General features: G+C 67.2%; 12 protein-coding genes. 10 read left to right on the top strand and 2 right to left on the bottom strand.

From position 1 onward, the window contains the following. Window positions 1-33: 33 nt before the first annotated feature. The 6 genes from ACP4J3_RS12865 to ACP4J3_RS12840 all read left to right on the top strand — a co-directional run bounded on the left by ACP4J3_RS12865 (window position 34) and on the right by ACP4J3_RS12840 (window position 12,404). Entirely contained in the window at window positions 34-2,982 is a 2,949-nt protein-coding gene (locus ACP4J3_RS12865) for a helicase-related protein (protein ID WP_426533573.1), read from the top strand. Then, window positions 2,982-7,040, top strand: a complete 4,059-nt coding sequence (locus ACP4J3_RS12860; RefSeq protein ID WP_426533571.1) for an Eco57I restriction-modification methylase domain-containing protein — start codon at window positions 2,982-2,984, stop codon at window positions 7,038-7,040. The genes ACP4J3_RS12865 and ACP4J3_RS12860 overlap by 1 nt, the downstream gene beginning before the upstream one ends. Before the next feature lie 77 nt (window positions 7,041-7,117). Beyond that, window positions 7,118-8,209 carry a PASTA domain-containing protein gene (locus ACP4J3_RS12855; RefSeq protein WP_426533569.1) on the top strand — a complete coding sequence of 364 codons (1,092 nt, stop codon included), beginning with the start codon at window positions 7,118-7,120 and terminating at the stop codon, window positions 8,207-8,209. Between the two features lie 29 nt (window positions 8,210-8,238). Beyond that, window positions 8,239-10,446 (top strand): competence protein CoiA family protein, encoded by a 2,208-nt coding sequence (locus tag ACP4J3_RS12850; protein ID WP_426533567.1) that lies wholly within the window; start codon window positions 8,239-8,241, stop codon window positions 10,444-10,446. 37 nt (window positions 10,447-10,483) lie between these two features. Then, the gene (locus tag ACP4J3_RS12845) at window positions 10,484-11,593 is read left to right on the top strand and encodes a hypothetical protein (RefSeq protein ID WP_426533565.1); all 1,110 of its coding nucleotides are present in this window, start codon (window positions 10,484-10,486) and stop codon (window positions 11,591-11,593) included. Between the two features lie 190 nt (window positions 11,594-11,783). Then, a complete protein-coding gene (locus ACP4J3_RS12840; RefSeq protein ID WP_426533563.1) occupies window positions 11,784-12,404 on the top strand; it encodes a hypothetical protein in 621 nt (206 codons plus the stop codon). A gap of 24 nt (window positions 12,405-12,428) precedes the next feature. On the opposite strand, the gene ACP4J3_RS12835 is transcribed toward ACP4J3_RS12840, so the two are convergent. Continuing rightward, entirely contained in the window at window positions 12,429-12,614 is a 186-nt protein-coding gene (locus ACP4J3_RS12835; RefSeq protein WP_426533561.1) for a DUF397 domain-containing protein, read from the bottom strand. Continuing rightward, window positions 12,611-13,498 (bottom strand): helix-turn-helix domain-containing protein, encoded by an 888-nt coding sequence (locus tag ACP4J3_RS12830; RefSeq protein WP_426533559.1) that lies wholly within the window; start codon window positions 13,496-13,498, stop codon window positions 12,611-12,613. Before ACP4J3_RS12830 ends, ACP4J3_RS12835 begins: the two co-directional genes overlap by 4 nt. Before the next feature lie 174 nt (window positions 13,499-13,672). Between ACP4J3_RS12830 and ACP4J3_RS12825 the strand changes: the two genes are divergently transcribed. The 4 genes from ACP4J3_RS12825 to ACP4J3_RS12810 all read left to right on the top strand — a co-directional run bounded on the left by ACP4J3_RS12825 (window position 13,673) and on the right by ACP4J3_RS12810 (window position 20,232). After that, window positions 13,673-14,149, top strand: coding sequence for an ATP-binding protein (locus ACP4J3_RS12825; RefSeq protein WP_426533557.1), 477 nt, complete (start codon window positions 13,673-13,675; stop codon window positions 14,147-14,149). A 177-nt stretch (window positions 14,150-14,326) separates the two neighbouring features. Beyond that, a complete protein-coding gene (locus tag ACP4J3_RS12820) occupies window positions 14,327-14,980 on the top strand; it encodes a class I SAM-dependent methyltransferase (protein WP_426533555.1) in 654 nt (217 codons plus the stop codon). 259 nt (window positions 14,981-15,239) lie between these two features. After that, window positions 15,240-16,532: a PIN-like domain-containing protein gene (locus ACP4J3_RS12815; protein WP_426533553.1), complete on the top strand. Its 1,293-nt coding sequence runs from the start codon at window positions 15,240-15,242 to the stop codon at window positions 16,530-16,532. 451 nt (window positions 16,533-16,983) lie between these two features. After that, window positions 16,984-20,232 (top strand): type ISP restriction/modification enzyme, encoded by a 3,249-nt coding sequence (locus tag ACP4J3_RS12810; protein ID WP_426533551.1) that lies wholly within the window; start codon window positions 16,984-16,986, stop codon window positions 20,230-20,232. The last annotated feature ends 88 nt before the right edge of the window (window positions 20,233-20,320 follow it).

Here is a 20,320-nt window from a genome sequence, read left to right as displayed (position 1 = left end):
CACCGGCCGGACGAAGAGGATTTGACGATCGATATGGCATTCACGTTCTCCGCCGGATCCCTGGTGAAGGCCCGCGGCCGCGAGTGGGTGGTGCTCCCCGAGAGCGAGCCCGACCTGCTCGTCCTGCGCCCACTGGGCGGCTCGGACGACGACATCGCGGCGGTCTTCCCGTTCGAGCCGGTGGAGGAGGCCCGTTTCGCGCCGCCGGAGCCGACGGACCTCGGCGATCAGCGGGCGGCAGGGCTGTTGCGTACTGCGCTGCGGGTCGGCTTCCGCTCCGGGGCGGGCCCGTTCCGCTCTCTTGCCGGGATCGCGGTGGAGCCGCGCGCGTACCAGCTCGTACCGCTGCTGATGGCCCTGCGCCAGAGGACGGTCCGCATGCTGATCTCGGACGACGTCGGTATCGGCAAGACGATCGAGGCGGGCCTGATCGCGAGCGAGATGCTGGCACAGGGCGAGGCGACGGGGTTGGCAGTGCTCTGCTCCCCGGCCCTGGCCGAACAGTGGCAGCAGGAGCTGCGCAGCAAGTTCGGCATCGACGCGGAGCTGGTGCTGGCGTCGACGGTGTCGCGGCTGGAGCGCGGCCTGGACCTCGGCCAGTCCCTCTTCGACAAGTACCCGAACGTCATCGTCTCGACGGACTTCATCAAGTCCCCGCGCCACCGCGACGACTTCGTACGCCACTGCCCCGACCTGGTGATCGTCGACGAGGCGCACACCTGCGTGGCGGCCGACGACACGTCGACGAGCGCGCAGAGCCAGCTGCGGTACGAGCTGCTGCGCCGGGTGGCGGAGGACGCGGAACGGCACCTGCTGCTGGTCACGGCGACCCCGCACAGCGGCAAGGAGTCGGCGTTCCGGAACCTGCTCGGGCTGGTCAAGCCGGAGTTGGCGCACGTGAACCTGGAGTCGGAGGCGGGCAGGAAGCTGCTCGCCCAGCACTTCGTGGCCCGCAAGCGGGCGGACGTACGGCAGTACCTGACGAAGGAGGACGGCCTGGCGGACGACTCCCTCGCCGAGCGCACCGCGTTCCCCTCGGACCGCTTCTTCAAGGACGAGACGTACAAGCTGTCCCCCGAGTACCGGGCCCTGCTGGACGACGCGATCGCGTACGCGAGTGAGCGTGTGGAGGAGGCGGGCGGCCAGGGCAAGCGGGAGGCCCGTATCGCCTGGTGGTCGGCGATCGCGCTGCTGCGTTCGCTGGTGTCGTCGCCGAGGGCGGCGGCCCAGACCCTGACGACGCGCTCGGCGGCGGCGATCGCGGCTTCGGCGGAGGAGGCCGACAAGCTGGGCGCCCCACTGAACAGCGACGCGGCGGACAGCGACGCCATGGAGGGCATGGACGTGGCGCCGGGCGCGGAGACGACGGCCGGCTCCCCGCTGGCAGAACTCGCGGAGCTGGCCTCGCAGTTGGAGGGCCCGGAGAAAGACCTCAAGCTGAAGTCGCTGATCAAGCACCTCAAGGCGCTGCTGGCGGACGGCTACAACCCGATCGTCTTCTGCCGCTACATCCCGACGGCGAAGTACCTGGCCGAGCATCTGGCCAACGACCCGGAGACGAAGAAGCGCGGCCCGCTGGGCGCGAAGACGGTGGTGAAGGCGGTCACGGGCGAACTGTCCCCGCAGCAACGCATCGAGCGGATCGAGGAGTTGGCCACGGAGGCCGGCGAGGACGCGGCGGCCCGCCGGGTCCTGATCGCGACGGACTGCCTGTCGGAGGGCGTCAACCTCCAGCACTACTTCGACGCGGTCGTCCACTACGACCTCGCCTGGAACCCCACCCGCCACGACCAGCGCGAGGGCCGCGTCGACCGCTACGGCCAGCGCCGCGACGAGGTCCGTGTCATCACCCTCTACGGCGACGACAACGGCATCGACGGCAAGGTCCTGGAGGTGCTCATCAAGAAGCACCGCCAGATCAAGAAGGACCTCGGCATCTCGGTCTCCGTCCCGGACGAACTGTCGACGGGCGTGACCGACGCCATCGTGGAGTGGCTGCTGATGCGCGGCCGGGAGAACGAGGACGCCCTCTTCAGCGCGGACGCGTTCAAGGTGAGCACCGAGAAGCTGGACAGCGACTGGAACTCGGCGGCGGAGCGCGAGCGGGCGTCCCGTTCCCGTTTCGCGCAGCGCTCGATCCACCCGGAGGAGGTGGCCCGGGAGGTCGCCTCGATCCGTGAGGCGCTGGGTGGTGCGGGCGAGATCAGGACCTTCGTACGGGAGTCACTGGGCGCCCTGAACGCGGTGCTGCGCGGCGCCGACGGCGAGTCCGGGGACTTCACGGCCCAGGTGGGCGGCACACCGGCGGGCCTGCGGGACGCGCTCGCGCCGGTGGTGGGCGCGGAGGTCGTCGAGAAGGACCGGGAGATCCCGTTCCGCAGCGATCCGGCGGTGGCGCGGGGGGAGGCGGCGCTGGTTCGTACGGATCCGGTGGTGGGCGCGCTGGCGTCCCATGTGCTCAACGCCGCGCTGGACACGCAGGCGGAGGGTGCGCGGCCGGCGCGCCGCTGCGGTGTCATTACGACGGACGCGGTGGCTACGAGGACGACGTTGCTGCTGGTGCGGTACCGCTTCCATCTGACGCTGCCGTCGCGGAGTGGCGAGCGGCAGTTGGTTGCGGAGGACGCGAGGTTGGTGGCGTTCGAGGGGGCTCCGAGGAGCGCGGTGTGGCTGCCGCCGGAGCGGGCGGTGAGCCTGCTGGACGCGACGGCGTCCGGGAACACGGACCCGCACTTCGGGGAGCGCACGATGACCCGAATCCTGGACCAGCTTCCTGATGTGAACGACCACTTGGAGACGTACGGCGACGAGCTGGCGGCTGATCTGGACGCCGCCCACCGCCGGGTGCGAGCCGCGTCCGGCGAGATCGTCCGGGGTCTGTCGGTGACGGCCCAGAAGCCGGCCGACATCCTGGGCGCCTACGTCTACCTGCCCGCCACGGCTTCCGCTACCGATTCCGTCCCCGCTGGAGTGTCCGCCTGATGTCCGCCACCACTCGCAACCAGGTGTTCACGGCCGTCCACACGGTGGGGGGGCTGCTGCCGGCCGACATGCTGGTACGCATCTCGGAGGGCAAGGATGTCCCCGGCTCCAAGCCCGCCGACTACGGCCTGCCGTCGTCGCGTTCGGTACGGGACGAGGCCGAGCGCAGCTGGGAGTACCTGAAGCCCCTCTGGCGCGACCTGCGCAAGCACCTCCCCGAGGACCGCGAAACCGGCGTACCCGCCGCCGACCCGACGGGCCGCGCCGACGCGGACTGGCTCGCACCGCTCTGGCGCGAACTGGGCTTCGGCCGACTCACGGCGGTCGGCGCGGCGGGCATCACCGCCGACTCGGACACGGAGAAGAAGTTCCCGGTCTCCCACCGCTGGCACCACGCCCTGATCCACCAGACGGCGTGGAACGCGGAACTGGACAAGCGCCCCGGCGGCGCGGGCACGGTCCCGCCCCAGTCGATGCTCCAGGAGTGCCTGAACCGCACGGAGGCCTACCTGTGGGGCGTCCTGACGAACGGCCGTCAGGTGCGCCTGCTCCGCGACTCCAGCGCGCTGGCGACGGCGTCGTATGTCGAGTTCGACCTCGAAGCCATCTTCGACGGCGAGCTGTTCAGCGAGTTCGTCCTGCTGTACCGGCTGCTGCACGCCTCGCGGTTCGAGGTGGTGGAGGGGGCGGCGCCGTCGTCGTGCTGGCTGGAGAAATGGCGCACGGAGGCCATCGCTTCAGGTACGCGGGCGCTGGACCAGCTCCGGAAGGGGGTGCAGGAGGCGATCACCGCGCTGGGCACGGGCTTCCTGCGGCACCCGGAGAACACGGCGCTGCGGGAGGACGTCCGCCCGAAAGCCCTCCAGGCGGCTCTCCTGCGCCTTGTCTACCGGCTGCTGTTCATCTTCGTGGCGGAGGACCGCGACGCGTTGCTGTCGCCGGGGGCGGATGGAATCGCACGCGAGCGGTACGAGACGTACTTCTCGTCAGCGCGGCTGCGCGCCCACGCGAGGAAGCGTCGGGGTACGGCGCACGGTGACCTGTACGAGGCACTGCGCATTGTCCTGGCGGCACTCGGTGATGAGAAGGGCCGCCCGGAGCTCGGCCTGACAGGCCTCGGCGGCCTCTTCAACGAGGTGGAGGCGGACGCCCCGCTGCGCGACCTGAAGCTCTCGAACGAGGCCCTGCTGACGGCCGTACGGCACCTGTCCCAGGTCCGCGACGGCAGCTCGCGGCGCTGGCGGGCGGTGGACTACCGACACCTCGACGCGGAGGAGCTGGGGTCGGTCTACGAGTCGCTGCTGGAGCTGGAACCGAAGTACAGCGCGGTCGACCGGACGTTCCAGTTGGTGGAGGTGGCGGGCAACACGCGTAAGACGACGGGGAGTTACTACACGCCGTCCTCGCTCATCGAGTGCTTGCTGAACTCCAGCCTGGACCCGGTGATAGAGGATGCGGTGAAGCGCGGCGAGCAGGCAGCCGCGCAGTCGGGCGATTCCGACCCGGCGGACGCGATCGTGAACGAGCTGCTGTCGCTGACGGTCTGCGACCCCGCGTGCGGCTCCGGACACTTCCTCGTGGCGGCAGCTCGCCGTATCGCCAAGCAGGTCGCGTCGGTACGGGAGCGCAACCCTGAGCCGACGCTGGAGGCGGTGCGGCATGCGCTGCATGAGGTGGTCGCCCGCTGCATCTACGGAGTCGACCTCAACCCGATGGCCGTGGACCTGGCCAAGGTCTCGCTGTGGCTGGAAGCCCTGGAGCCGGGCAAGCCACTGAGCTTCCTGGACGCGCACGTCAAGCACGGCAACGGCCTGATCGGCGCCACGCCCAAACTGCTCCAGGACGGCATCCCCGACGAAGCGTTCATCGCGACCGAGGGCGACGACAAGAAGCACGCCAAGGCCCTGGAGAAGATCAACCAGCAGGAGCGCGTGGGTCAGGGCAGCCTGTTCGACCTGGGCGGGGAGCCGGTGAGCGTCGCCAACACCGTGTTCGCCAGCGGGTTGCGCGCGATCACACTGGCCCAGGCTGAGGAACTGCCTGACGTACGCCGGCAGGAGGAGGCCTACGATAAGTGGACCGACTCCGCCGACTACCGGCGTGCGCTGCTCGTGGCCGACGCGTGGTGCGCGGCATTCGTGTGGCTGAAGACGCCGGAGGCGCCAAGGCCGGTGACGTACGCCGTGTTCAAGGCTCTGGAGGACCCCAGCGGGCAGGGAGTGGCTGAGGAGACCAAGGCCGAGATCAAGCGCCTGCGTAAGCAGTTCTCCTTCTTCCACTGGCACTTGGAGTTCCCCGAGGTGTTCTCCGTGCCGGAGCATGGGCGGGGGGTGTCGCCGGACACCGGTTGGGCGGGCGGCTTCGATTGTGTAGTGGGGAACCCACCGTGGGACAGCGTCGACTTTCGGGAACAGGAGTTCTTCGCGCAGCGTGCGCCTGAGATCGCGGAGGCGTCGAGGACTTCCGTGCGGAAGAAGATGATTGAGGCGCTCAAGGAGTCACCGGACACGCTTCCGCTATATGAGGAGTTCGAGGCAGGCAAGCGGAAGGTGTACGCCGAGAGTCACTTCCTGCGACGGTCGGGCCGGGTGCCGCTGACGGGACAGGGGAATCTCAACACGTACGCAGTCTTCACCGAGACGGACTGCATCCTGCTCGACCCGAAGGGACGGGCAGGCGTAATCGTCCCGACCGGTATCGCCACAGACGCGCGGACGCAACACTTCTCCGGGGACCTCGTGCATCGTGGGGCAATTGCGGCGCTGTACGACTTCGAGAACGCCGCACCTCTCTTCCCGGGCGTGCACCGCTCGTTCAAGTTCAGCATTCTGTCCATGGTTGGTCGTTCCCTGCGCGAACCGGCGGCCCGATTTGCGTTCTTCCTGCATGATCCGAGTGAGCTGAATGAGGCAGGGAAAGCGTTCACGTTGACACCGGAGGAGATCGAGCTCCTAAACCCGAATACGGGCACGCTTCCAGTATTCAGGTCCACACGGGACGCTGAAATCACCCTGGGGATTTATCAACGCACACCCGTCTTGCTCAAGGAAGGAGCACAAAGAAGGAATACGTGGGAGGTGTCCTTGACAACCATGTTCCATATGGCTCACGAATCTCACCTCTTGCATCCGCGCGAGGAGCTGCTCGAAGGCGGTTGGAGCACCCAAGGAAACATTTTCACAAAAGATCAAGAGACCATGGTTCCGCTGTACGAAGGCAAGATGGTGGATTTTTACGACCACCGCGCCTCGGACGTGGTTAAGAGTGCAACGGCCGCCAAGCGCCAGAATCAGCCACAGTACCTCAGCCCTGCCGAGCATGACAATGCCGAACGCGTCGTGCAACCGATGAGTTGGGTATGCCACAATGAAGTCAAAAGAAAGCTATCCGGTGTTCAATGGGACCGGGAGTGGCTATCTGGTTGCTGCGATGTGACCAGTGCGACAAATGAACGCACCGTTATCCCATTCCTGATCCCCCTCACGGCAGCAGCGCATACACTCCCTCTCATCCTCTCAGCCCGGGAGACCAGCCAGGCCGCCTCCTTGCACGCCATGCAGAGCTCCTTTGTTTTCGACTTCGTATGTCGTCAAAAGCTGAACGGCCTGCACCTTACTTTTACTGTGCTCAAGCAGCTCCCTGCTGTGGATCCGAGTGTCATCGCAGACCACGCCTCATTCATCTCCGCTCGGGTCCTCGAATTGGTCTTCACAGCCGTTGACATGAAGCCACTCGCCACCGATCTAGAGGACGACGGGGCTCCGTTCCGGTGGGAAGAGATTCGCCGCCAGGTCATCCGCGCCGAACTCGATGCCCTCTTCTTCCACCTCTACGGCGTATCCCGCGAAGATGTCGACTACATCCTCGACACCTTTCCCATCGTCCGCCGCAAGGACGAAGCAAAATACGGCACGTACCGCACGAAGAAACTGATCCTCGCCGAGTACGACCGCATGGCCGCCGCCGGCCTGACCCTGGACACTCCCCTCGTGGACGGCGAGAACTACACCTCCGCTCTCACCCCGCCCCCGGGCCACGGCCCCAGACACTCCGCCTGACAGCCCGATCCCGGTCCGTGCGAGGGCCGGTGCGAGCCCACCGTGCCTGGGCTCGCACTTGAGGAGTTGAGAACCACGTGAATCCGTACAACGCCCCAGCCCAGTCCCGTCCCTGGTGGAAGAGCACACAGGCCGTGCTCGGCATCCTCGCCCTGGTCGCCCTGCTCGGCGCTTTCAGCTTCGCCCTGGGCTTCCTCGTGATGATCGCCGCCATGGTGGCCGTGTGGGTGCTGCCACCGTGGCGCTGGTTCGCAAGGCTCGGAGCGACGGTCGGAGCCCTGGTCCTCCTGACGGTCGGCGCGGGTCTGGGTGGGCAGCTCGATGACAACGGCACCAAGTCAGCGCACGCGGGCGGGGCAAGCGGCGAATCCGCCCAGGCATCCCCGACCGCGTCCAAGAAGTCCCAGCCCGCCATCGCCGTTGACTACGTCGGACAGCAACTGGACGAGGCCGAGAAGCAGGCACGCTCCGCCGGCTACACCGCTGCCCATCACGACGCGGCCGACAACAATCGCGTGATCGTCCTGAGGTCCGGATGGACCGTGTGCTTCCAGAAGGCCGACACGGCCGCGAAGACCATCGACTTCGCGGCCGTCAAGAGCGCCGAGCCATGCCCCCGAAAAGACGGCGGTCCGCTCCCGTGGCCGAAGATGCCGGACGTCGTCGGCGCCACCTACAACAAGGCCGTCGAGGATCTGAAGCAGGCCGGTATCGACCTCGACCGCGTCACGCTCGACGACGTCTACCTCGACATCGACACTCCGACCGCCGAGGAGGCCGCGGAGGACGGCGACGAGTGGCGGGTGTGCTTCCAGTCCCCGGACGAGGGGACCAAGGTCGACTCCGTCACCACGGTCCGCCTGGACCTGGGCCAGTGGACCGACGCAGACGTCGTCCAGGATTGCCCGTCGGCGAAGGACACGACCTACAAGATCCCCGCCAACGACCCCGACTACGACAACGACGACAACGGCACGACCGGCGGCGGTTCGAACGAGGGAGGCTCCTCATCCTCCTCCGGCGGCTCCACCGGCGGTGGCACCAGCGTCGGCACGGTCCACCCCGGCTCGTTCTGCTCCCCGCGCGGCGCGACCGGCGTCACCAAGGCCGGAACCCCCATGGTCTGCGGCCCCGGCTCCGATGGCCGTAACCGCTGGCGTAGCGCCTGACCCGCCACCGCCCGTCACCAGGAGCCCCGTTGCCGTACACAAAGGAAGAAGACACGCGCAAGGTCCAGACGGCAGTCATCGGCCGGGCCGAGTCGGACTGGCCGGTGTTCCTGCCCTACGACCATGACGACTTCGACCGGTTCATGGGGGGTCGGACGCGTGACGACTTCTACTGCGGCGTTCTGCTCGGCGGCTGCGGCAAGAGACTGTCCCCGAAGCGGTACACGGACAAGAAATGCCACTTCGCGCACCGGCCGCCCGTGCACTGTCGGCGCACGGAGACCGGTGAGGACAGCGCCGACCACCTGTACATCGGGCGGGCCATCGCCGACTGGCTCAAGCAGCAGGGGCAGCGGGCTGTCCAGCCCGTCTACAAGCCGAAGGGGCACCAGGTCCGCGATGCCGTCGACGTGTCGTACGGGACTGGACGCCGGCTCATACGCGTACAGCTCGCTCGGCGGTCGAAGCGGGAGTGGGAGGAGGCCGACACGGAACTGCGGGTCCGGCACTCGGAACTCGACTGGCTCTTCGGGCCCGACAGTCTCCTGGCCAACTGGCAGATCGAACGGCAGGGGTACGCCCTCCGCGTGCAGTGCTGGTCTCTCGGGGTGACACGAGCGGTGGAGATCGGGACTCAGTTCCCCGACAGGCCCGTGGAGTGGACCTCACTCTCGGAGTGCACGCTCACCCCCGAAGGCATCGTCACCCCGAGCCTCCTCCACACAGCGGACGGCATCGTTCCACGCCATGCCGCCGGCCCTGTGGAACCTGCCCATCCGCTGTCCGGCCTGCCGCTCACCCCGGCCTCCGTCCTCATCACCGACGCCACGTCGGCTCACACGACCGACGCCCATCACTGGTTCAACGTCTCCCTGCGCGTCAATGCCCGCCTGTCGCTCCCCGCCCACGCGGATTCACCCGACCGTCAGCACGCGTACCTGCCCGTAGACGCAGTTCTCTCCCTCGACAGCGACGGCACATGGCTGATCAAGGCCAGTGCCCTGCAACTCGTCGGGACCTACCCCGCTGACGGACCCATGGGCAGGGCCACACCGCCCACCAACACTCATGACCCATCGCCAGAGAAACACCCGCTTCCCTCTGACGCCGAACTCGTCGCCTCTTTCCGCAAGACGCTGGAGAACACCGCGCGGAGCAAGAACGTCGTCACGACGGCAACCCTGTGCAAGGGAGCGTCCCTCCACGGCCAAACACTCTCCGTGGACCGGTGGCGGGAACTGCTCCTCCAGGTCGAACAACCCCGGACACCGGGCAAGCCCGTTCTGTCCTCCCTCATCAAGGGGCGAGACGGCGGCCCGGCCCCGTTCTTCAAGCAGATACTGCACGGACTCGGCTGGACGAAGGGTTTCTCCGACGCCGAGTTGCTCGACATCTGGAACCGCGAGCGTGGCCGCGTTCACGCGGCCTACAGCAGAAGCAGCCGGGTGAACTCGCCGTCTCGACTCGGTCATGAAGCCTCTCGTCGGCCGCCGATCCGAATCGAACGCAAGGAGGCCGAATCCCGCGCCGTGTTCGACGCGCTGCTCGACCTGACGCACGAGGCAAAGCAGGCCGGTGACCTCGACGCCTACGAGCAGAACCTGTTCCTGGCGGAACAGGCCGCGCCTTCGACGGATGCCCACGAGACCCTGCGGGACCTCACCGACTGGCTCGTGAACCAGCGCGCCGACGAGTTGTACGAGTCGTGGGAGCGCCTGTCAACGCTCGTCGACGAGATCAACCGCGATGGAGACGATCTCCATCCGGACCAGCTGCGCCTCGCTCTACGGAGCGCCAATGACCTAGCCGAGGAACTCGGGGGCGACCTGGCAGCAGAGGAACGCCACGACATCGCTCGCTGGCAACGACACCTGGAGCGGATGACCGAGCGTCTGACTCTGTCACAGATACGTGGCCTCGCCGTCGCCGTGCGTGTCGCGCTGCGGCAGAGCGCGCGTGAAGGCCGTACTACGACATGGGGCGAACTGGCCCTGCGGATCGGGGCTCCCCTCGCGGCTCTCCACCCCGACGACAAGATCGCCATACTTGTCGAGGCCGACCGCGAAACACCGGACGACAGGCCTCCACTGTCCGCCCTGGTCACCACGCACGGAGGCGACCGGCCGCATCCGCTGTACCAGCAGATCCTTTTCAACCTGGACCGGATCGCTCCCCCGCCAGAGGCCCTGTTCATGCACTGGCGTATGGCACTGCGTCGCCACTCCGAACTGCGGTGACGCCACCCCGATGGAACCGAACTCAGGAGACACCGCCATGCCCAAAGCTCCGATTGACGCCGCCGACGACGATGCCGACCGGGCGGCAGTCGAGCAAGAGCGCTCCGAGATACGCGAGTTCGTCAAGGGCCTGAGCGCGGACGACATCAAGTCGGGCAACTGGTTCACCAAACTCTGCGCTCAGGCCATGAGTTCCTACACCGCGAAGGTCGACTGGCAGTACTTCCAGGAGCGCTACGAGGGCGTACCCCCGGATGGCATCGTCGATCAGCGGATCAAGATGGCGGCCCGGTATGCCGCGATCGAAGGCGGGCTCTCCGCCGGGGCCTACACGGCGGCCGTGGCCTCCACCATCGGAACCCTTGGCGGGGCCTCTCCTGCCACCGTCCCGGCCGCCGTCGCGACGATGATGGTCGATGTCGCGTTCACCAGCCGGCTCCAGCTCCGCCTGGCCTACGACATCGCGGTCCTCTACCAGGTCCCGCTCGACCTGTCCGACCCCGAGGACCTGTGGAAACTCATACGGGTGGCCTTCACGATCAAGAGCGGGGAAGTGGTCCAGGAAAGCGCGCTCAAGGCGGTCCCGCTCGTGGTACGGCAGGTGATCAAGCGCTTCTACTCCAAGGGGGTGCTGACCGCCGCAAGAGGGCTCCCCGTCGTCGGGAAGTATCTCCTGCAGCGCAACGTCATCAAGATCGGCATCCCGGTGGTCGGCGTACCCCTCGCGGTGGTGCTGAACCGTTATACGACACTGGTCGCGGGACGGCACGCGCAAGCCGTCTTCCGAAACGAGGCACGTGTGATCGAAGTCGCCGAAAGGCTGAGCAAGCGGAGTCGGCACCCACAGGCGATGTTGTGGGTCGCTTGGCTCGTCATCGGGGCGAACCGCAAGATCGCCGACGATGAGACGCTGTTGATGCGCCACCTGGTGAGGCTGGTCCGGGAGCAGCACCAGGTGGTCGACGAACAGCTCGCTCGCCTTGTCGACATCGACCCCACCGAGGTGTGGCAACGCCTGGACGCCGAGTCAGGGGATCTGAGCGACCTTCTCGACGTGGCCAGCCAAGTGGCCGCTGTGGACGGCGACATCAACGCCCGCGAGAGAGCCGTCATCTCCGAGCTTCAGGATCGCTGCCGTCGAGGCTGACATCGTCGTACTCCTCTTCCCATAGGCGCGGCCACGGCCAGGTGACCGGTACGCCGGTCGTCGTCTCGAAGGTGCATCAGGGCTCCGTTCCCGGCTTCACGGTTTATGCGTGCCGGACCTGCTGTCGCTGCCGCCGACGTCCCGTCGAAACACCCGACCCCATCCAACCCTCACAACAAGGCAGACCCAGTTGAACGACAAGGCGCCCCAGCAGCCGGAACCCCAGCCCACCATCTCCGAGCCCGAGCTCGTGGGGACCTCGCTCCCTCCAATGCCCCCGGCGCCGCCCCCGGCTCCCCTGCCCTGGGCCGCCCCACAGGGCCGTCGGCGCAAGCGTGCCCTCATAGTCGGCGCCGCCATCGCCGTACTCCTCGCTGGTGGCGGCATCACCTGGTGGGCGCTGGCCGGTGACGGCGACCCGATGGACCACGTCGAGGTCTCGGGCGGCAAGCTCGTCACCGGGGACAGTGACTCGTACAGCGACGACGAGGACTGCGACGACACCGACGACTACGTGTACAACGACTGTGACTCGTACAGCGATTCAGACGACGCGACCTACAAGTTCGTCTACAAGATCACCAACAAGGGCGACGAACCCGCCAACTACTCCGTCATCGTCAACGGCTTCGACGAGGACGGCGACTTCATCGGCCAGACCTACATCGGTACGACGCACCTGGAGGCCGGCAAAACGGATGCCGACAAGGGTGAGTTCGACGAGTACGTCACCCTCGAAGACGGCCATGAACTGTCCGACATCAAGTCCGTGAAGGTCGCCTGGGTCGAGCGCATGGCCCTGGCCAACTGACCCCTGGCACACCGGTGCGCCGCCTCAGCCTCCGGCGGCGTACCGGACGAACCGCGCCCAACTGTCCCGCCCCACCGCGAAGTCGGGGCGGGTGACGTCCTTGGAGTCCCGTACGCAGACGGCCTGTTCGGTGACGGCGACCTCGACGCAGTCGTCGCCCGAGCTGCCGCTGTAGCTGGACTTGAACCAGGCGAGTTCCATCGTGCTCATAGCTCTCCTCGCAGTCGCTCCAGCAGGCCCCGCGAATCTTTGGCGTTCAGGGCCTGCGAGCGCAGTGTGTCATAGCGCTGGTAGAGGAGGCTCACCTCTTTCGGGTCAGAGATCAGGCGGCCGTTTTCCTGCCCTTCCGAGTACGCGAGTCGCCGCCCTTGCGGGGTCTCCAGGAGCCGCACAGGGCCGTCCATGCACGAATGGAACTCGGCATCCGTCGGCATGATCTGCAGCGTCACGTTACGGAGCGCAGTGCGTTCCAGCACGAGGTCCAGCTGGCCGCGCAACACCTCAACACCACCAAGCCTGCGCCGGAAGACGGACTCCTCGACGATGAAGTGGAACGGCACCGTCGGCCGCTCATACAACATCTTCTGCCGCTCCAACCGCGCCGCGACCTGCGCCTCCAACTGCTCGTCGGTCAACAGTGGAATGCGGTTCTCGAACAGCGCCCGCGCATACCCCTCCGACTGCAACAACCCCGGCACCAGCCTGCACTCATAGGTACACAGACTCACCGCCACCCGCTCCAGCCGAGCCCACTGCCGAAACCACGCCGCCAGCCCCACATCCCCCCGCCCCCGCGTTACGTACTTCGACGACTTCCGCAACGCCCCGGTGTTCCCCAGAAATTCCTCCGACCGCACCACGTACGACTCGTCGGGCATCCGCCGCCCCAGCTCCACCGACTCCACGGTGTGCTTGGAGAAGCGCACCAGGTCCGCGAACTCAGCCCTGCTGTACCCCGCGTGCTCGCGCAGCGCCTGCTGGACGGCTCCCCAGGTCCGCAGACTGTCCGAGGGGTCGGGCTCACGATCAGGCTCACCGCCGGCCGCCTCCCCGTCGCCGCAGCCCTCGGCCATGATGTCGATGCCGCCCGTCATACGCGGCCACCTCCCGTTCCGTACACGTGACACGCACTGTCCGTCGCTCCACACCCGACAGCACCCAGCGTGACGGAGGATCCCGCGTACCGTCCACAGAATGTGTCCGTACGCTGACGCACCGTACGGGCGTCACTCCTGGAACGCGCCCCCGTGCGCCCGCCACATTGGCCCATGAGCGCAACCCTCCCCCAACCCCCCAGCACCGTGGCCACGTTCGCCCAGCTTCTGTCCTCCACCCGCCGAGGAGCCCGCCTCGCACGCCTCCTCGCCACCACCCAGCTCCGTGCCTGGGACCTGTCACCCGAAGTGACCGAGCGAGCCGAGCAGATCGTCGCCGAACTCGCCGCCAACGCGGCCCTGCACGGCCGCGTCCAGGGCCGCAACTTCCGGCTCGCCCTCGCTCTCGACACCACGACCGGTCTCCTCCGCATCGCGGTCACCGACGCCAAGGGCGGCCAACTCCCCGTCGTACCCACCGATTCGACGACGTACGGCGAGTCCGGCCGCGGTCTACTCCTGGTCGGCGCCCTGGCCGACCGCTGGGGCATCGAACCGCATCCGCCGGGCGCCAAGACCGTTTGGGCCGAGGTGAGCCCCGTTGCCAGACCTACCAGTGGCTTGCACGAGTGGCCCCCAGCCCGCCCGTGACGGGCGCGCTCCCGGGGCTGGGCGATCGACGAGGAGCTGTGGGCCATCGACGGCGCGGACTGCTCACCGTGCGGCGACAAGGTCCCCGACAGCCATTGAGCCCCGCTACAGTCGCCCCCCGTCCTCACGGCTCCCCGAGGGCGGGGGCTCCCGCTGCCGACGACACGAGGAACCGCTGTGCCCGTACCACACGACATCGCCGCCGAGACCGAACTGTGGGACGCCTACGCCGAATCCGCGTTCAAGGACGACGCCGAGCCGTCATTCTGCTGGACCCAGTACGCCGGCCACGGCCCCGGACCCGAACTCCTCGGCAGCCCGGAGAACGTGCTGGAGATCGGATGCGGCACCGGCCGCGCCCTCGCCCACCTCGCGCAACAAGGCGTCAAGGTCACCGGGGTCGATTTGTCGCCGCGCATGGTGGCGCTCGCGAGCGCGAAGTGGGCACCACTCGGGGTGCGGATCGAGCGGGCAGAGATCCTCGACTGGCTGGCCGCCGACGGGGACCGGTACGACGCCGTGTACTCCATCTTCGGAGCGGCCTGGTTCACCGACCCGTCCCGCCTCTTCCCCCTCGTCCGCAAGCGCCTCGTCCAGGGCGGCGTCTTCGTGTTCTCCCAGCCTCCTGCCATTCCGGGTGCCTACGGGCCGCAGGCCATGCACAAGGGCGGGTTCGCGGGGAAGGCCATGTTCACGTACCGGTACAGCTACAAGCCCGCAGTGTGGGAGCGGCACCTGCTCCGAGCTGGTTTCACGTCCGCTGAGGCGACGGTGGTGGATGCCCCGAAAGCCGGGCATAGCGGCACGCTCATCGTCCAGGCCCGCGCCTGACAGACACGGCACAGCCCCGGGCCGGCATCCTTCCTAGCCGACCGGGGCCACTCCTGGAGCAGCACTCGCACTGGCGCCGGGCCGAGGTGGGTCACCGGCCCAGTTGACGGGGAGCCTCCCGACCAACTGATCCGCGTGAGTTGCCCGTTCGCTGCCCGTCGTCGCCTTCGACGCGCTACGTTCCCAGCAGGGCGAACGCGAGGGGGCGGGCCGGTACGCCTACCCCTCGGACGCGGCGTACGGCAACGAAGGGGGCACAGTGGCAGAGGACACGACGGCCGGGGCGGACAACCGAGGCCTCTTCGACGACTTCGGCGCCTTCCGGACGCCGACCACCGACGACTTCACCTCTGTGCTTACCCACGGCCTGGTCGCCCCCGACGCCAACGTCCTGCTGAACCTCTACCGCTACACCGAGCAGGCGCGCGGCGACCTGCTGCGCGCGCTCGGCGCCGTTGAGGACCGATTGTGGGTGCCCCACCAGGCCCTCGTGGAGTTCTGGCGGAACCGTGAGAGCACCCTCAGCGACGCCCGGTCGTCCGGTGCGCAGGCCGCCGAGGACATGGCCGGTCACGCGGCCCAGGCGGAACGCACCCTGCGCACCTGGGCCAATCGCGTGGCCCTGCCGGAGGAGGAGACCGACCGTCTGCGCAGTCAGCTGAACGAGGTCTTCGACGACGTGCAGGAGGCGATCGTCAAGGTCGGCGAGGGCGAGTGGCAGAACATCACCCATGACACGAGCACCGATCCAGTCATCGCGGAACTGGAGCCCGCGCTCGACGGCCGGGTCGGCGCTCCACTGAGTCCGCAGGACCACGACAAGGCGATCGCGGAGGGCATGCGCCGCGTCGAGAAGCGGCTGCCTCCGGGATACATGGACAAGACGAAGGACGGTGTGGGAGCCGCCGCCGACTATCTCGTGTGGGAGCAGATCCTCCGGGAGGCCGGCCGCCGCCGGTGCGACGTGCTGTTCGTGACGGCGGACGTCAAGGAGGACTGGTGGCGCAAGGAGCAGGGCTTCAACCGCGGCCCGCGGCCGGAACTGACCGAGGAGCTCAGGACCCGGGGTGGCGGGCGGCTCTTCATGCTTACGCCGAAACGGTTCCTGGAGGTCGCCGCGCCGATCCTGGAGTTCGGTCTCCGGGAGGGATCCGTCGAGGACATCGAACGCGTCGAACGGATCGGGACCGACGACGGAACCTACGGCGGCTGGACGACCGACGCGCTCCAGGAACTCTTCGACCGGTTGACGTACGAGAACTACGAAGACAGGGTCGCCGTCATCAAGTACGCCGCCGAGAAGGACGGCGTCGCGGACGCCAAGAGCGTCTACGACATCTGCCACTACCCCGAGGGCCGCTCCCTCAGAGGCTTCACGAAGCCGGTCACCCGCATCACCGGCCTGCTGCGAAGCCTGGGCAAGATCCCGGAGTCGGCCGTCCAGGTCCTGAAGGCCGAATACAACGCGGGCCCCGGCCCCGCGTCCGGCTTCTCCGTCCATCCGCTCCTCGTACCACTCGTCAACGAGCTGGGAGACGAGGACGAATCGTGACCGACGACCTAGCATCGAACGGAGCGTAATCGGCCGGCGAAGCCGCGTGTTTACGCTCCGCGCCATGGCTCATGCAGCAGCGCGGGCGATACGCTCTCCGATCTTGCCGCTCCACCCGTCTTCCGTCTAGCTCTCACCCTGATCCCATCGACCAGCGCAGCCCCGCTTCACCACTCCCCTCAGCCACTCTGTGAGCAGGCTTCACACATCCCCCCTTCGCCCCAGTTGTCCGGCGTTTGCTGGTTGCCATGTCTTGGGCATTCTGTATGGGTCTGATCACCTGCGTGGGTGCGGCCTTGGGGGGCGGATGTCACGAGGGGACGTCTCGACGGGAAAAGGCACCACCAGATCGGTCGCAGACCTCGTCGCGCAGTTCGGGCAGGAGGTCAGAGCGAAGAGACAAGGTCCCGCCGGGGCGGACAGCGGCAAAGAGGAGAGCCTCACCGCGCCGGTGGAGCACCTGCTGCGCAGCATGGCCTTGCGGCAACGACTCAAACTCATCGCCCACGGTCAGACCCGCGTCAAGAAGCTCAGGATTCGCCCTGACTTCGCCATCAGCTGCGGCGGCAGGACTATCGGGCACGTCGAGTTGAAGCAACCGGGCAGAGGGGTCGACCCGGAGAAGTGGTCCGCGAAGAGCCACGATCGGAAGCAGTGGGAGAAGATCAAGGCCCTCCACAACGTCCTGTACACCGACGGATATCAGTGGGCGGTCTACCGCTTCGGCGAGCGAGTCGGCCCTGTCGGACGCCTCATCGGAGATCTGGAGTCCGGGAGTCGGAGTCGAAGTCGGCAACTCGTCGTCGCGGACTCCGGGTTCGAGCGCGCCCTCACGCACTTCTTCTTACCGGCCCCCATCGTCCACAGCAGCATCGACGAACTGGTCAAGCGCATCGCGGGAATCTGTGCCCTGCTGCGCGACGAGGTCACCGAACGTCTCACCCGCGAGGAAAGTGGAGAGGCCGATGCGGCGTTCTCGATCCTGGCCGGGAACTGGAAGGATCTGCTCTTTCCCGACGCCCGCCCAGAGGAGTTCGCGGACCATTACAGCCAGACACTCACCTTCGCTGCCTTGCTGGCCCGCCTCCATCACATCGATCTGGACAAGCTCTCCCTCCCCGATGTCGCGACCCGATTGGGCAAACGCCACTCCCTGATGGGCAAGGCGCTGGCGGTACTGACGGACGACGCCCTCGACGACCTGCGAGGGATCATCGATCCGCTGATCGACGTGATGTCCGCCGTCGACCCCGAGATGTTCAAGGACGAGACGGGAGACGCCTACCTCCACCTGTACGAGGGCTTTCTCAGCGCCTACGACCCGGAACTGCGGCGGCGGACCGGGACGTACTACACACCCGGCGAAGCCGTCCGTTTCATGGTGCGGTTCACCGACGAGGTGCTGCGCGACCGGCTCGGCCAGGAAGACGGGTACGGAAGCCAGGACGTCACCGTGGTGGACCCGGCCATGGGTACCGGGACCTTCCTCATCAACATCATTGACCACGTGGCCAAGAACTTCGCGCTGAAGCACGGCAGGCACCTCAAGCCCGGACTTCTGCGGGAACTCTCGAAGCGGATCGTCGGGCTGGAGAAGCAAACCGGGCCGTATGCGGTGGCCGAACTCCGTGTGCACCATGCCTTCCAGGCCCATGAGACCGATGTGACACGTTACCCACCAAGGCTTCTCGTTGCCGACACTCTCGACGATCCAGCCGTCGAGCATCACTTGGGGCTGATGTACGAGGCGATCGCCCGACACCGCCGTATGGCCAACAAGGTCAAAGCGGACGAGAAAGTCATGGTGGTCATCGGCAACCCGCCCTATCTGCGGGGTGCGAAGCAGTCAGGTGTCGGACGGTGGGTCACCGAAGGCAATCCGAACAACCAAGGCCCGATCCTTGCGCGCTTCCACCCGGAGGACAATGGCCGCATCGGCTACGCCCTGGACAACCTCTACGTGTATTTCTGGGCGTGGTCCACCTGGAAGGTCTTCGACCAGGTGACAGCTTCGGGCGCGCCGAAAGCGCCGAGCGGAATCGTCGCCCTCATCACCAACTCCGGTTTTCTGGACAGTAAGGGCGCGGCCGGCATGCGCCACTACTTACGCGAGGCGGCCGACGAGGGCTGGGTCATCGGCCTGTCCCCCGAGGGTCCCTACTCCGACGTACGGACCCGTGTCTTCCAGGATGTGAAGCGCGAGGTCTGCATCGCCGTATTCGTCCGCCGGGGTTCACCTGACCCGAAGAACCCGGCACAGGTATGGCGACTCGACGTCCCCGCGGGTACGCGCGAAGAGAAGTTCGGCTGGCTGGACGGGCTCGGCATCGAGGGTCATCAGAACGGGGCTTCCTGGCAACTCTGCCCCACACAGTGGACCGCTCCCTTTCACATCACGTCCGGTTCCGACTGGGCTGCCATGCCACCGGTGGACGCCCTGCTTCCCTGGACGAGCACTGGCAATACGAACAACCGCAGTTGGCCGGTGTCGCCTAGTCGGAAGGTTCTGGAACGGCGCTGGCGCAGGCTCGTACAGGCCCCGGCCGAGACCAAAGCGGCGCTGATGAAGAGCACCGGAGACCGCCGCCCGGACAAGCTGGAACCGCCTCTACCCGGCCAGCAGCAGAAGGACAGTCTCGCAGCGGAGAAAGAGACAGTTCCGGTCATTGTCCCGTACGGGCGGATGACTCTCGATCGGCAATACATCATCGCGGACCGGCGAGTGATCGACAGGCCGCGACCGGCTTTGTGGTTCGCCCACAACGACGAGCGTCAGATCTACCTGTCCGAACTCCACACAGAGTCGGTTCGCCCTGGCCCGGCCGTGAGCTTCACCGCCCTTCTGCCCGACGTCCATCACTTCAAGGGCACCGAAGGTGGCCGCGTAGCACCCCTCTACCGCCACCCCCACCTCCCCGAACCGAACGTGACACCCGGGCTGCTGCAACTGCTCACCAAAACGCACGGCGTGACGGTCACCGCCGAAGACCTCTTCGCCTACATCGCGGGGATAGCCGGCCACAGCGGCTACACCCGCCGTTTCGCCACGTACCTGGCCGAGCGGGGCGCCCGCATCCCCCTGACGCGTGACTCGACGTTATGGGCGGATGTGGTGGAAGTCGGTCGTCGCACGATATGGATCCACACCTACGGCCGGCGTTTCGCTTCTCACCACCGCGACAGCTCGTCCGATGCGACTCCGAGACTGCCCCTGGCAGAGCGACCCGAATGTGACGGCGAGATCGGAGAGGACGCCGGGTCGCCGGACAGCATCTCCTACGACGCGACGACGCGGAGCCTCACCGTGGGCACCGGCTCCATACGCAATGTGGCGCCGGAAGTCTGGGAGTACCGGATCGGCGGAGTACAGGTGATCCGCAAGTGGTTCAGCTTCCGCAAGCTCAAACCGGACGTGGAACGGCAGACACCGTTGAACGACATCCTGCCCCCGACCTGGACTTCCCAATGGACCGTCGACCTGCTGGACCTCATCAACGCGCTCGGGCTCCTCGTAGCTCTTGAGCCCCGACAGGCCCGGCTCCTGGACGCGGTGAGCAACGGCCCGCTCATCACCACCGACGACCTCCGTCACGAGGGCATCCTGCCCGTGCCCACCTACGCGACCAAGGAGCCCAGGCCACCGCGGCAGTCTCGGCGCACCCCTGGCCCCGGTCAGGAGGCCCTCGACTTCCCGAACTGACCGGTGAGGAGGACGCCGAACCGTGGGCCCACGCCCTCTACTACTCCGAAGGCGCGACCTCCGATGGCGCCGTGGCCTCCTACACCGA

It is taken from the genome of Streptomyces sp. UG1, assembly GCF_049974585.1.
In the GTDB taxonomy this organism is placed as follows: domain Bacteria; phylum Actinomycetota; class Actinomycetes; order Streptomycetales; family Streptomycetaceae; genus Streptomyces.
This window is presented reverse-complemented; position numbering and strand designations above follow the sequence as displayed.

Coding starts and splice junctions, on each gene's coding strand:
- ACP4J3_RS12865 (WP_426533573.1), top strand. CDS start 34: ATGGCATTCACGTTCTCCGCCGGATCCCTGGTGAAGGCCCGCGGCCGC.
- ACP4J3_RS12860 (WP_426533571.1), top strand. CDS start 2,982: ATGTCCGCCACCACTCGCAACCAGGTGTTCACGGCCGTCCACACGGTG.
- ACP4J3_RS12845 (WP_426533565.1), top strand. CDS start 10,484: ATGCCCAAAGCTCCGATTGACGCCGCCGACGACGATGCCGACCGGGCG.
- ACP4J3_RS12835 (WP_426533561.1), bottom strand. CDS start 12,614: ATGAGCACGATGGAACTCGCCTGGTTCAAGTCCAGCTACAGCGGCAGC.
- ACP4J3_RS12830 (WP_426533559.1), bottom strand. CDS start 13,498: ATGACGGGCGGCATCGACATCATGGCCGAGGGCTGCGGCGACGGGGAG.
- ACP4J3_RS12825 (WP_426533557.1), top strand. CDS start 13,673: ATGAGCGCAACCCTCCCCCAACCCCCCAGCACCGTGGCCACGTTCGCC.